The organism is Geodermatophilus sp. SYSU D00525 (genome assembly GCF_054050475.1).
The window spans coordinates 62,177-75,125 of record NZ_JBJGZK010000008.1 but is presented as its reverse complement, the minus strand read 5'-3'; the positions used below and the strand labels follow the sequence as shown (position 1 = coordinate 75,125).

The 12,949-nt window shown below is 77.2% G+C and carries 10 protein-coding genes; 6 read left to right on the top strand and 4 right to left on the bottom strand.

Annotated elements, in window-relative coordinates; translation table 11 throughout:
* The first annotated feature begins 14 nt into the window (after window positions 1–14).
* The 4 genes from ACI796_RS09160 (at window position 15) to ACI796_RS09145 (ending at window position 4,522) form a co-directional block, all read left to right on the top strand.
* The gene (locus tag ACI796_RS09160) at window positions 15–2,090 is read left to right on the top strand and encodes a DUF6541 family protein (RefSeq protein ID WP_456940918.1); all 2,076 of its coding nucleotides are present in this window, start codon (window positions 15–17) and stop codon (window positions 2,088–2,090) included.
* 122 nt (window positions 2,091–2,212) lie between these two features.
* On the top strand, window positions 2,213–3,016 hold the full coding sequence (locus ACI796_RS09155) for a CoA transferase subunit A (protein ID WP_456940917.1): 804 nt from the start codon (window positions 2,213–2,215) through the stop codon (window positions 3,014–3,016).
* On the top strand, window positions 3,013–3,681 hold the full coding sequence (locus ACI796_RS09150) for a CoA transferase subunit B (protein ID WP_456940916.1): 669 nt from the start codon (window positions 3,013–3,015) through the stop codon (window positions 3,679–3,681). Before ACI796_RS09155 ends, ACI796_RS09150 begins: the two co-directional genes overlap by 4 nt.
* Window positions 3,682–3,700: 19 nt before the next feature.
* Window positions 3,701–4,522, top strand: coding sequence for a DUF1028 domain-containing protein (locus ACI796_RS09145; RefSeq protein WP_456940915.1), 822 nt, complete (start codon window positions 3,701–3,703; stop codon window positions 4,520–4,522).
* A gap of 7 nt (window positions 4,523–4,529) precedes the next feature.
* Here ACI796_RS09145 and ACI796_RS09140 read toward each other — a convergent pair whose 3' ends face one another.
* From ACI796_RS09140 to ACI796_RS09130, 3 genes are all read right to left on the bottom strand, one after another.
* Window positions 4,530–5,279: an SGNH/GDSL hydrolase family protein gene (locus tag ACI796_RS09140; RefSeq protein WP_456940914.1), complete on the bottom strand. Its 750-nt coding sequence runs from the start codon at window positions 5,277–5,279 to the stop codon at window positions 4,530–4,532.
* Window positions 5,280–5,338: 59 nt separating this feature from the next.
* On the bottom strand, window positions 5,339–6,319 hold the full coding sequence (locus tag ACI796_RS09135) for a decaprenyl-phosphate phosphoribosyltransferase (protein WP_456940913.1): 981 nt from the start codon (window positions 6,317–6,319) through the stop codon (window positions 5,339–5,341).
* A 142-nt stretch (window positions 6,320–6,461) separates the two neighbouring features.
* Complete coding sequence (locus tag ACI796_RS09130) at window positions 6,462–9,566, bottom strand: arabinosyltransferase domain-containing protein (RefSeq protein ID WP_456940912.1); 3,105 nt, start codon at window positions 9,564–9,566, stop codon at window positions 6,462–6,464.
* A gap of 198 nt (window positions 9,567–9,764) precedes the next feature.
* Between ACI796_RS09130 and ACI796_RS09125 the strand changes: the two genes are divergently transcribed.
* Together ACI796_RS09125 and ACI796_RS09120 are read left to right on the top strand one after the other, a co-directional pair.
* The gene (locus tag ACI796_RS09125) at window positions 9,765–11,006 is read left to right on the top strand and encodes a hypothetical protein (RefSeq protein ID WP_456940911.1); all 1,242 of its coding nucleotides are present in this window, start codon (window positions 9,765–9,767) and stop codon (window positions 11,004–11,006) included.
* The gene (locus tag ACI796_RS09120) at window positions 11,003–12,157 is read left to right on the top strand and encodes a glycosyltransferase family 4 protein (RefSeq protein ID WP_456940910.1); all 1,155 of its coding nucleotides are present in this window, start codon (window positions 11,003–11,005) and stop codon (window positions 12,155–12,157) included. The genes ACI796_RS09125 and ACI796_RS09120 overlap by 4 nt, the downstream gene beginning before the upstream one ends.
* Here the strand turns inward: ACI796_RS09120 and ACI796_RS09115 are convergent.
* Complete coding sequence (locus ACI796_RS09115; RefSeq protein ID WP_456940909.1) at window positions 12,099–12,917, bottom strand: alpha/beta fold hydrolase; 819 nt, start codon at window positions 12,915–12,917, stop codon at window positions 12,099–12,101. The genes ACI796_RS09120 and ACI796_RS09115 overlap by 59 nt on opposite strands.
* Window positions 12,918–12,949 lie beyond the last annotated feature (32 nt).

Below are 12,949 nucleotides of genomic sequence, written 5' to 3'. Positions count from 1 at the left end.
GCCCGGGCCGTCCGGTGAGCGACACCGGGGTCCTCCTCGCGGGCCTGGCGCTGCTGTACCTGCCGGGACTGCTGTTCCTGGCCGTCTGCCGGGTGCGCTCCCTGGTGCTGTGGGTGGGGGCGGCGCCGGCGGTCACGCTCGGCCTGCTGCAGGTGGCCGCCCTCCTCGGCGCACCGGTCGGGGCACCGGTCTGGACGGCAGGTGCGGCGCTCCTGGCCGTCCTGGCCGTGGCCGGGGTGGTCCTCGAGGTGCGCGCCGGTGCGGACGGGGTCGTCCGGGGGGTCCTGGGGTCGGCCGTGGACCGGGTCCGCACCCGGCCGTGGGCGGCCGGACTCGCCGTCGCCGCCGTCGGGACCGGCTGCTGGCTGGCCTCGACGACGTGGCTGCGCGGTTTCCACGGGCTGTCCACGCCGTCGCAGGAGCACGACATGGTGCAGCACCTGCTGATGGCGGCCTACGTCGCCCGCACCGGGGAGGCCTCCCCCTTCGAGCTCATGCCGCTGGACCTCGCCACCGGGGAGAACGCCCGCTTCTACCCCGGCGGCCTGCACACGTTCGCCGGGCTGGTGAGCGACGTCGCGCCCGACCCGGTGGTGGGCTTCAACGCCGCGACGGTGCTCGTCCTCGGCGTCGCCGCGCCGGTGACCCTGTTCGCCGCCGTCGTCGCGGTGGCCGGCCGGCGCGACGGCCTCGTGGCCGGGGCGCTGGCCGCGCTGTTCGCCTCGGTGCTGTACCGGCCCTCGTTCCAGCTCGCCCTCGACGGCGGCATCCTGGGCTACGCCGCGGGCCTGGCGCTGGCGCCGGCGGTGGCCTGCTGCCTGCTCCGGCTGCCCCGCCGGCTCGGCGCCGACGTGCTGGTGACGCCGGTCGTCGTGCTGGCCGTCTTCGCCGTGCACCCGTCGATGGCCGTGTTCGTCGCGGGGACGACGGCCGTGGCCGGCGCCGTGGCGCTTCCCCGCTCGCCGGTCCGGCGGTGGGTCGCCGAGCGGTGGCGGGTCCTGCTCGCCACGGGCGGGGCGACGGTGGTCCTGCTCGTCCCGTGGCTGCTGGCCAGCTCCCGGGTCGGCGACCAGGTGAGCAGCTACCCGGAGCGGCCGGCCACCGAGCCGTTCCTCGACGTCGCCCTCCGCCTGCTGCGGTTCACCTACTCCGGCTTCTTCGACCCCGGCCAGACGCTGTACCACGCGGCCTTCGCGGTGCTGTTCGCCGTCGGGGCGCTCGGCTGCCTGACGCGCCTGCGGCTGCTGCCGCTGCTCGCCGCGTGGGCGGCCTGGGCGCTGCTGGCGATCGCGTTCAACGCCGGGCTCTCCGGGGCGCCGGTCGTCGCGCAGGTCGCCGGCTTCTTCTACAACAGCCTGACCCGCCTGGTGGACCTGAGCTGGGTCCTCGCACCGGCCGTTGCCGGCGCCGGCCTCGCCGCTCTCCTCGGTGGCGCCGCGGAGCTCGCCGCCCGCCCGGGGCGCGGGGACGCCGGGTCCCGGCGCGCGCGGGTGCTGCAGGCGGCCGGGCCCGTCGTGGCCGCGGCGCTCGCCCTGGTGTTCCTGCTGACCGCGGGCCTGTCCTACCGGGACCGCAACACCGAGGCGGTCGCCGCCCGGTACGGCGAGCCCGGCTTCGTCCGCGTCAGCGCCGACGACCGGGCCGCCTTCGACTGGCTGGGCGACCAGGACGACGTCGGCCGGGTGCTCAACAACGGCAACGACGGGAGCACCTACCTCTACGTCTACGAGGGCATCCCGGTGGTGAACGTGTTCCCCCTCGGGGTGGCCGAGTCCCGCTACGGCATCTACCTGATGGAGCACTTCGACCGGATCGCCACCGACCCGAAGGTGCGCTGCCTGGTGCAGCGGTACGACATCACCCACCTCCTCGTCTCGCGGACCTCCCCGCCGGTGTGGGCCGCGGCCGCGCCGTTCGGCTGGGTCGACACGCCGCTCTTCGACGCCGCACCGGGCTTCGCCGGGCTCGACGACGTGGACGAGGTCGACCTCGTCTTCCGCAACGGGGACGCGAGCGTCTACGCCGTCGACGAGTCGGTCCTGGACGGCGACGACGAGGCCGCCTGCACGGCGGACCCCGCCGCCCCCTGACGGGGATCCCGCCCGCGCGGGTACCGGTCCCGGACCGGACGGACCGCCGGGCGGGGCGCGCTATAGGTTCGGACCGGGCCACGGGTGGCCGCCACAGCACCGGACGAGAGGGAGTGCCCCGCATGGACAAGGTCGTGGCCAGCGCCGGGGAGGCGGTGTCCGACGTCGGTGACGGTGCGACGCTCGCCGTCGGCGGGTTCGGGCTCTGCGGCGTGCCGGTCGCGCTGATCGACGCGCTGCTCGAGCGGGGCACGAGGGACCTGACGACGATCTCCAACAACTGCGGCGTCGACGACCAGGCCCTGGGCGTGCTGCTCTACGCCGGCCGGATCCGCCGCACGATCAGCTCGTTCGTCGGCGGCAACAAGGAGCTCGCCCGGCTGTACCTGTCCGGGGAGCTGGAGGTCGAGCTCACCCCGCAGGGCACGCTGGCGGAGCGGCTGCGCGCCGGCGGCGCCGGCATCCCCGCCTTCTACACCCCCACCGGCGTGGGCACGATGGTCGCCGACGGCGGCATCCCGGTGCGCTACGACGCCGACGGGAACGTCGTCGAGACCAGCGCGCCGAAGGAGACCCGGGTCTTCGACGGCGTCGAGTACGTGCTGGAGACCGCCCTGACCGCCGACTACGCCCTCGTCCGGGCCGCGGTCGGCGACCGGCACGGCAACCTCGTCTTCCACGAGTCGGCGATGAACTTCAACCCGCTGGCCGGCATGGCCGGGCGGGTCACGATCGCCGAGGTCGAGGAGCTCGTCGAGCCCGGCGAGATCCGCCCGGAGCACGTGCACCTGCCCGGGGTCTTCGTCGACCGGGTGGTCGTCGTCGGGCCCGAGGGCAAGAAGATCGAGAAGCGCACCACCCGCCCCCGCCCGTCGGCCGCCCCGCTGGCCGCTGCCGGTGAGGAAGCCACGGAGGAGGCCCAGTGACCCTGACCCGCGACCAGCTCGCCGCCCGGGTGGCGCTCGAGCTCGAGGACGGCGCCTACGTCAACCTGGGCATCGGCATGCCCACCCTGGTGCCCAACTTCGTCCCCGACGGCGTGCACGTGGTGCTGCACTCGGAGAACGGCATCCTCGGCGTCGGCCCGTACCCGTTCGACGGCGACGAGGACCCCGACCTGATCAACGCCGGCAAGGAGACCGTCACGATCCTGCCGGGCGCGAGCTTCTTCGACTCCGCGACCAGCTTCGCGATGATCCGCGGCAAGCACCTCGACCTCGCCATCCTCGGCGCCATGCAGGTCAACCCCCGCGGCGACCTCGCCAACTGGCTGATCCCCGGGAAGATGGTCAACGGCATGGGCGGCGCGATGGACCTGGTCCACGGCGCCAAGCGCGTGGTGATCATGATGGAGCACGTGGCCCGCGACGGGTCCCCGAAGCTGGTCGAGGAGTGCTCGCTGCCCCTCACCGGCAAGGCCTGCGTCGACCGGGTGGTCACCGACCTCGCCGTCGTCGACGTCACGGCGGAGGGCTTCGTGCTGCGCGAGGTCGCGCCCGGTGTGTCGGTCGACGAGGTGGTCGAGCGGACCGGCGCCCCGCTGACCGTGCCGGGCGACGTCCCCACCATGGCGCTGCCGGCCACGGTCTGACCGCGGCACCGCTCCCCCGGTGACGTTCTCGGTCGTCGCCCACGACCCGGTCACCGGGGAGATGGGCATCGCGGTCTCCTCCTGCATCCTCGCCGTCGGCCGGGCGGTGCCCAGCGCCCGGCCCGGCGTGGGCGTCGTCGCGGTGCAGGCGCGCAGCCCCCGCGGGACCGGGCACGTGTTGCTGTCCGGGCTCGCCGAGGGGACGGCGCCGTCGGTGCTGGTGCGCCGCGCGGCGCACGCCGCCGAGGACCAGGACCGGCAGCTCGCCGTGCTCGCCCCCTCCGGCGCGGTCGCCGCCGACACCGGCCCGGGCTCCTTCCCGGTCAGCGGCCACCTGCTCGGCGGGGGCTGGAGCGTGCAGGGCAACATGCTCACCTCGCCGGAGGTGCTGCCGGCGATGGCGCAGGCCTACGAGGCCGCCCGCGGCGACCTCGCCGACCGGCTGCTCGCGGCCCTGACCGCGGGCCAGGACGCGGGCGGGGACCTGCGCGGCCGGCAGTCCGCGGCGCTGCTCGTGGTCAGCGGGGAGCCGGCCACCGAGGAGGACGACGGCGTGCGGATGGACCTGCGCGTCGACGACTCCGGCGACCCGGTCGCGCAGCTGCGGATGCTGCGCAACCTGCAGCGCGCCTACGACGAGCGCGACTACGAGACCCTCGCCCTGTTCGCCCCCGAGGGCGCCCGCGACCTCTACGCGGCGCTGGCCGCCTCCCGGCGGGGCGACCGCGCGGCGGCGCGGGCCGCGCTGGAGGCCGTGCGCGCCCGTCCCGGCTGGTCGGCGTGGCTGGCCTCGATGGCCGGCGACTCGCGGCTGGCCGCGGTCTCCCGCCTGCTCGGCTGAGCGCGGGTCAGAGCCCTGCGGCGCGCAGGGCCTCGGCCAGCCGGGTGGCCATCTGGGCGTAGCCCGCGTCGTTGGGGTGCAGCCCATCGGCGAACAGTCCGTCGGAGGGCACCAGCCAGCCGCCCGCGACCGGGTCGACGAAGGGCAGCCCCGCGTCCGCGGCCGCCTCGGCCAGGACGTCCCGGAGGTGGGCCACGGCGTCGGCGGACAGCTCCGGAGGGGACAGCGGTCCGAGGACGACGACGCGCGCCCCGGGCACCGTGCGCGCCAGGTCGACGTAGAGGGCCCGCGCCGCCTCGCCGACGGCGGCGAGCGACTCGTCGGCGTCGTTGGTGCTGCCCTGGACCACGACGACGTCCGGCGACGCGGCGGCGACGGCGGGGACCCGCCGGCCGAACGGCGCCTGCCCCGGCCGTGTCGAGGCGTCCACGTACCCGGTCCCGGACTCGCCGAGGGGGACGGCGGTCCAGCCCAGCAGCGCGGCGGTCTCCTCGACGTAGCCCTGCCCGCCCTCACCCACCGTGTAGGAGTCACCGAGGAACACCGTCACCGGGGACGACGGCGTGGACGACGGCGTGGGCGACGGCGTGGGCGACGGCGCCGGCGTGGGCGCGGGCGTCGGCGTGGGGCCGGCGCCCTGCTCGGCGGTCCCCGGCAGGACGGTGGCCCGTGGCGCGGACCCGCCGTCCGGGGAGCCGCACGCCGGGACGGTGGCGGCGAGCAGCAGCGCCAGGGCCAGGCTGGTCCTCCTCGGCACGGGGCCGAGTATGCGGGGGCGAGCTGTGTGCCCGGCCGCGACATGCCTCCGGGCGGGGGTCAGCCGGTCAGGACGCCGAGTCCGACGGTGACCGCCCAGACCAGCCCCAGCAGCAGCAGTCCCCGGTCGCGCAGCACGACCTCCTCGGGGGCGCCGGTGCTGCCGCGGTCGACGTCGACGGCGTAGCGCAGCAGGGCCAGCACGAACGGCGCCACGGAGACGGTCGTCCAGGGCACGCCGTCGCCGGCGCGCATCTCGAAGGCCCACAGGCCGTAGGTCGTGCAGGCGACCCCCGCGGACAGGCTCCACACGAAGCGCAGGTAGCTCGGCGAGTAGGACCGCAGGGTCCGGCGTGTCTCCGCCTGCTCCCCCAGCGCGACCAGCTCGGCGTAGCGCTTGCCCGCCACCATGAACAGGGCGCCGAACGCCGCGACGAGGATGAACCACTGCGACAGCGCGATCCCGGCCGCCGCGCCGCCGGCCACGCCGCGCAGCACGAACCCCGAGGCGACGGCGGCGAGGTCGATGACCGGCTGGTCCTTGAGGCCCCAGCTGTAGGCCGTGGAGATCGCGACGTAGCAGGCGAGCACCGCGGTGAGCGCGGGACGGGCGAGGAACGCCGCGGTCACCAGCGACGCCGCGACCAGCACGCACCCGGCGACGGCCGCGACCGGCACCGGGACGACGCCGGCCGCCACCGGCCGCGCCCGCTTGTGCGGGTGGCGGCGGTCCTGCTCCACGTCGCGGACGTCGTTGAGCAGGTAGAGGCCGCTCGCGGCGCCGCAGAACAGCACGAACGCCAGGAGCGTCGGCCCCAGGACCTCCGGCTCGAGCACGGTGCCCGCGGCCAGCGGCGCGGCCAGCACGAGCAGGTTCTTCGTCCACTGCCGCGGGCGCATGGTGCGCAGCACGCCCGCCGCGACCCTCCCCGCGCCGCCGCGCCAGGTGGCGGGGGCGCCGGCCGCGGGAGGGTCCGCGGCGGCGTTGCCGACGAACAGCACCCGGCCCGTGCCGGGCCGGCGGCCCTCCTCGACGCTCATCGGCGCCCCTCCTCCCACGCAACAGGACGGCCGGTCGCGGGTCCGACCGGTCGTCCTCCCCGGAGTGTGCCCGCGGTCACGTCCTGTGAGCGGCGCTCGGGGTGGGCCCGGGCCCCGAACGCGCACGTCCCCCGGCGTGGCGTCACTCGGGGGGCGCGGCCCATCCCGCTCGGACGACCCGCGAGCGGGTCAGGTCGTAGGCGTCGACGGGGTGGGGCACGTCGAGGAGCAGGACCTGGACGGCGTCGACCTCCGGCGTGCCGGGCAGGACGGCGTCGAGATCGGTGATCCCGGAGGTCCGCCCCGCGGGACCGAACAGGCTGCCGCGCGAGGTCTGCCAGGCGGCGTCCCCGAGCCCGTCGACCCCGGGGCCGTCGCGCCAGAGCACGGCGTACTCCACCGGCTCGGTGATCCCGGAGCTGACGACCGGCTGGCGCTGGCAGGGGAAGCGGAAGGCGAACTGCCACCCCAGGGCGACCGGCGCGCCGTCGGGGACCAGGTCGGTCAGCGGCACCCGGGGCAGCACCGACGGGCCGGAGAACGCCAGCCAGCCGCCCGGGCCGCCGCTGCGGTCGCGGCCCACCAGCCGCACCAGCAGCTCGCCGCCGTCGCGGACGTCCGGCGGATCGAGGACGAACGTCCGCCACCGGGCGGAGTCCAGGGGGTCGGAGAGGACCGCGCCGTCGGCCACCTCGAGGGGCCCGCCGCCGGCCCGGGCGTACTCGACGCGCAGCTCGTTGCCACCGGTCAGCCGGCCGGCCGCGAGCACCGCGACCTCCTCGCCGTCCGCGGTCGCCGGCAAGCGGTACCAGGGGGTGACCTGCTCGCCGACGGTGTACTCGCCGGCCGGCCCGGTCGTGGTCAGGCTCCCCCACACCCGGCCGGCGGCCGCCGGCGGCGGATCGGGCGGGAACCAGCCGCCGTCGACGGTGAGGTCGGCAGGTCCCTCCGGCGGCGGGGCGTCGGGGTCCGGGGCCAGCGGCCGGGCGGCGGTGACGTCGAGGACCTCGACCGCCTGCGCGGCGCTGCAGCGGGTCGCGAGCGGGTCGGTGAGCGCGTCGGACTGGGGGGACCAGGTGTCCGCCGCGGCGGCGACCGCCGAGGTGGTGACGAGGTAGGCGACCGAGGTGCCCAGCGCCAGCCCCGCCAGCACCGGCGGCGTGCCGGCCCACCACGGTCCCGGGAGCCCGGTGCCCCGCCGGTGGCGCAGGACAGCGGCGCCCAGCACGGCGGCGGCGACGACCGACCAGGTCAGCAGGCTGCCGAGCGCGACCGGCCCCACGGACGGCGCCTCGTTGGCCTGCGGCATCCCGGGCAGCCAGGTGTAGGGCCAGCTGTTGGGGCCGTGCAGGGCCAGCGCGGCGGCCACGACGACCGTGCCGAGCCCCGCGAGCAGCACCCCGGCGCGGGGCGCGCGGTGCCGGGCCAGCGAGCGCACCAGCCAGGGCAGGCTGCCGAGGAAGAGCGCGAGCCAGGCGGGACCGAGCCCCGACAGGGCGCCGAAGTGGTGGGTCCACTTGCTCGGCGTGAGCCACAGGAGCAGGAGGGCGGCGCCGAACGTGGCGGTCGACAGGCCCAGCGCCAGGGGGACCCGCACGTCCCGGCCGCGCGCGGCGACCAGGACGACCAGCGCCCACGGCAGCGCGGCGAGCGCGAGGACGACCGCACCGCGTCGCGCGTAGGCGCCCATCGGGATGTCGGAGAACAGGAAGGCGTAGCGCTGCCACTCGTCGTACCAGGACGACTGGTCCTGCGCGGCGAGGAAGATCTCCTGGCCGCGCACGAAGTCGCGCAGCGTGCCGTCGGCGAAGGCGGCGACCGCGGCGAACGCGCCGGGTGCCAGGAGCTGGGCGGTCCGGGTGACCACCTCGGCGCGGGTCCGGCCCTCGGCCACCAGCGCCGCCAGCCGCGGGAGGGCGGCCACCAGGGGGGCGAGCGCGACGAAGCCGGTGGGGTGGCAGGCGACGCCGAGGCCGGCGGTGCCCACGGCGAGCGCGACCGGCAGGAGCCTGCGGCGGCGCAGTCCGGACAGGACGCCGGTCAGGGTGGCCAGGGCCAGGACGCCCACCACCGCCTCGGGCCGCACGCCGACCCCGTAGGGCAGCCACCACGCCAGGAAGGCCGCGGCCAGCAGCACCTGCACGCCGGCCGGTCCCCACGCGGAGGCGGCGACCGGTCCCGGGAGCGCGCCGGGGCGGGTGGTCAGCCGGCGCAGCAGGAACCAGGTGACCAGCCCGGCGACGAGCGAGGGCACCCGCAGCACGACCGGCGCGTCGCCCAGGTGCTGCCACCACCCCAGCAGCCGGTAGGACCAGGTGAACGGCGTGAACGACTGGTTGTTGAGCTGGTAGTAGTTGCCGACGTAGCCCTCGTCGTCGGCGTTGCGGGCCATCGCCGAGTAGTAGCCGTCGTCGTCGGAGTCCGGGGCCAGGAACAGCCAGAGCAGGGCGGTGGCCACGACGGCGGCGTCCACGGCGACGCGCACGGCCCGCGGCCGCCACCCGGGCCGGGCCGGCGTGCGCAGCGCCGGCGGGCCGGGTCCCCGCCGCCGGTCGGCCCGGGCCAGCGCCAGCAGGGAGCCGGCGGCGGCGAGGACGACGGCGGCGACCAGCGCCCCCTTGAGCGGCGTCGGCGTGGTGTCGAACTGGTCGTCGACGGTCAGCGTCACGCGCAGGTCGTCGTCCGTGGGCAGCCGGGTCAGGCCGGTGTCGAGGACGTCGACGTCCGGCAGCACGGTCGCGTCGCCGGCGGCCCGCACGGTGGCCAGCTCCGCGCCGTCCCGGGTGAGCCGGAGGCCACCGGCGTCGCCGGTCAGCCGGTGGGTGCAGTCCCCGGACGGGACCGGGACGTCGAGCAGCTCGCTCCCGCGGACGAGGACGCGCAACCGGTCGTCGGAGGCCGTCACCAGCAGGCCCTCGGTGCCCGCCGCTGGCTGCGCCGGGACGATCGTGGAGAGGACCAGGCCGTCGCCGGCGGCCGCGGCGGTCACGGCCGCGCAGGAGAACCGCACGTCGAGGGCGAGGGGACGCTGGCCGGTCAGCTGCAGCATCGTCGACTGCGGGCGCGCGGGGTCCTGGGGCCAGGTGACGGTGGGCACGCTCATCTGCACCGGCGCGAGCGGGAGCAGCAGCGCCCCCAGGACCGCGACCAGCGCGAGGGCGAGCAGCCAGGGCAGCGGCCGGCGAGGTGGGCGGGCCGGGACGTCGGCCGGCACGGACCCGACCGGGGACCGTTCGACGACGCCCACGCACCCCTCCCCGCCGGTCCTCCGCAGGCGGCCAGTCAACACCGGCGGGCAAGGGGCTGCGCGTCCCGGGAGCGTGCCGGGCCCCCGCGACCGCCGCTACGGTCGGGTCGTGCCTGCCGCACGCCTGCCCGGGACCGGACGCTGAGCGCCCGACGTCGGGCGGCACGGGCGCCGTCGCTGACCTGGGTCGCCGCGAGCGTGCTGCTGTCCGGGGTGCTGACCTACGCCTACCTGGCGCTGGTGGCGCGCGCCGTCCCGGCCGGCGACTACGCGTCCTTCGGCGCCTACTGGTCCCTGGCGCTGCTGATCGGTTCCGGCCTGTCCCTCCCCCTCGAGCTCGAGGTCGCCCGGCTGGCGCACCTGCGCGGGGGCGGCCTGCCCCCCGGCGCCGGGCGCGCGTGCGCCCTCCTCACCGTCGCAGCGGTCGCCGCGGTGGCCGTGGCGGCGCCGCTGCTGCTGCCGGTGCTCGGCGGGTCGCCCGGACTGGTCGCCGCCCTGGCCCTGGTCGCCCTGCTCTCCCCGGCGCAGTTCCTGCTGCGCGGGCTGCTGCTCGGGCGCGGGCGCTACGGCACGTACGGCACGGTCCTGCTGGCCGACACCGCCCTGCGGGTGGCCGGCGCGCTCGCCGTGGGCGCGCTCGTGGTGCCGGCGGACGCCGCCGACCTGGGCTGGACGCTGCCGGTGGCGATCGGGCTCGCGCACCTGCCGGTGCTCGTCACGGTCCTGCGCCGACGCGGCTCCCCCGCCCCGTCCGCGGACGGGGCGGGGGAGCCGCGGATGGTGCTGCCCGCGGTGGGCCACCTCCTGGTGGGCACCCTGTGCGCGCAGGCGCTCCTGAACGCCGCGCCGGTCCTCGTCACGGCGCTGGCGGGCACCGGCGGGCGGGAGGCCGCCGCGGCGTTCGTCGCCGCCTTCACCCTCGTGCGGTTGCCGCTGTTCGTCGCCGTGCCGCTGCAGAGCGCCCTCGTGCCGACGCTCGTGGACGCCGGCGCGCACCACCGGTCCGCCCGGAGGGCGCGCCTGCTGCGCCGGCTGCCGGCCGCGGTGGCCGCGCTCGCCGCCGGCGCCGCCGTCCTCGGCTGGCTGGCCGGGCCGCGGCTGGTCGCGCTCGTGTTCGGGGACCGGTACACGCCCGTGGCCGCGGACGTCGCGGTGCTCGCCGCCGGCAGCGTCGTCCACCTCGCCCTGCTCGTCGCCGCCCCCGCCGTGGTGGCCGCCGGCCGGCACCGGGACAGCGCCCGGGCCTGGGCCGCCGGACTGGCCGTGGCAGGGGGGACGGCGGCCGCCGTCGCCGCCGTGGACGTCACGGCCGCGGCTGCCTGGGCGTTCGCCGCGGGCTCGGCGGCCGCGCTGACCTGGTGCACCGTCGTGCTGCTCCGGACCGGGCCGACCACACCGGCGGACGCCGACGTGCCGACCCCCGCGGGAGGAGCCCGGTGACCCGGCGACTGGACGTGGTGATGGCGCTGGACTACTACACGCCCTACGTCAGCGGCCTCACCAACGTGGCCCGCGACGTCGCCGAGGGGCTCGCCGCGCGCGGCCACCGCGTCCGGGTGCTCACCAGCCGGCACGACCGGGCCCTGCCGGAGCGGGAGGTGCTGCGCGGGGTCGAGGTGGAGCGGGCGCCGGTCGTGGCCCGGCTCGGCAAGGGGGTGGTGAGCCCGGCGCTGGTCCGGCGGGTGCGCGCGGCCGGCCGGAGCGCCGACGTCGTGGACCTGCACCTGCCCATGCCCGAGGCCGGCCTGCTCGCGCTCGGTGCGCGGACGCCGCTGGTCAGCACCTACCACTGCGACGTCAGCCTTCCGCCGGGGCCGGTCAACCGGGCGCAGACGCTCGGCGTGGACCTCGCGAGCCGGGCCACCCTGCGGCGCAGCGCCCGCGTCGTGGTGTCCAGCGAGGACTACGCGCGCTCGAGCCGGCTGTGGCCGGCGATGGCCGGCCGCACCACCGCGATCCCGCCGCCGTGCCGGGAGCGGCCGGGCGGGCAACCACGGTTCCGCGACGGCGGCGGGCTGCACGTGGGGTTCCTCGGCCGGATCGTCGAGGAGAAGGGGCTGCAGTACCTGGTGCGCGCCTTCCTCGCCCTCGGGGACCCGGACGCGCGCCTGCTCATCGGCGGCGACTTCGCCGACGTCGTCGGCGGGTCGGTCGTCGAGGAGGTGCGGCGCGCGGCCGACGGCGACCCGCGGGTGCGGCTGCTCGGCTTCCTGCCCGAGGAGCAGATCGCCGACCTCTACGCGTCGATCGACGTGTTCGCCCTGCCGTCGGTGAACGCCTTCGAGGCGTTCGGCATCGTGCAGGTGGAGGCCATGATGGCCGGCGTCCCGGTGCTGGCCAGCGGCCTGCCCGGCGTCCGGACGCCGGTGCAGGAGACCGGGTTCGGCGTCGTGGCGCCGCCCCGTGACGTGCCCGCGCTCACCGAGGGACTCCGCCGGCTCGCGGCGGCGCCGCCGGACCGCGACCGGGGCCGGGCCCGGGCGCGGAAGCGCTACGCCCTGGGCACCGTCCTCGACGCCTACGAGGAGCTGTTCACCGAGGTCCGTGCAGGGGTGGGACCTCGCGCCAGAAGGCGTCGAGCCGCCGGTTGAACTCCTCGGGCACCTCCTCGAACGGCGCGTGCGCCTGGTCCTCGATCAGCTCGAAGCGCGCCCCCGGGATGGCCCCGGCCACCGCCCGGCCGTAGGCCGGTGGGGCGATGGGGTCCGCGCTGCCGGTGAGGACCAGCGCCGGGACGGCGATCCGCGGCAGCCGGTCGAGGGTCGCGTGGTCCCAGAAGGCGTCGGCGAAGCGCTGGAAGGACTCCGCGGACTGCGGGTACGGGAAGGCGAGCGCGGCCTCGATCGCCCGGTCGACCCGCCCGTCCTCGTGGGCGCGGTGGGTGTAGGCCCAGGCGAAGAAGGCCTCGAGGAAGGCGCGCTCGCTCGGCGCCCGCTCGGCCATCCAGAGCCAGGAGCCGACCACGTGGTGCCAGCGGACGTCGGGGCGACCCCAGGTGCCGACCAGCACGAGGCTGCGGACGGCGTCCGGGTGCCGCAGGGCGAGCTCCTGCGCGATCACCCCGCCCCCGGAGTAGCCGACGACGTGGGCGGGGCCGGCGCCGCACTCCAGCAGCACGCCGGCCGCGTCGTCGGCCAGGTCGCCCACCGTGTAGGCGAGGTCCGGGCGGGTGGAGCGGCCGACGTCGCGGTTGTCGAAGGCGATCAGCCGGTAGCGGTCGGACAGCCCGTCGAGCTGGGCCTGCCAGGCCTCCAGCGGGTCACCACCGCCGTTGACGAGCAGGACGTCGGGTCCGCTCCCCCGCTGCTCGACCCACAGCCTGACGTCGCCCGCTCGCACCGCTGCGCCCATCGGTCCGGCCCTCCGCTGCTGGGGCCGGACGG

Excerpts from the sequence above, each read along its gene's own strand:
- ACI796_RS09155 (WP_456940917.1), top strand. The coding sequence starts at position 2,213 with ATGGACAAGGTCGTGGCCAGCGCCGGGGAGGCGGTGTCCGACGTCGGT.
- ACI796_RS09135 (WP_456940913.1), bottom strand. The coding sequence starts at position 6,319 with ATGAGCGTCGAGGAGGGCCGCCGGCCCGGCACGGGCCGGGTGCTGTTC.
- ACI796_RS09115 (WP_456940909.1), bottom strand. The coding sequence starts at position 12,917 with ATGGGCGCAGCGGTGCGAGCGGGCGACGTCAGGCTGTGGGTCGAGCAG.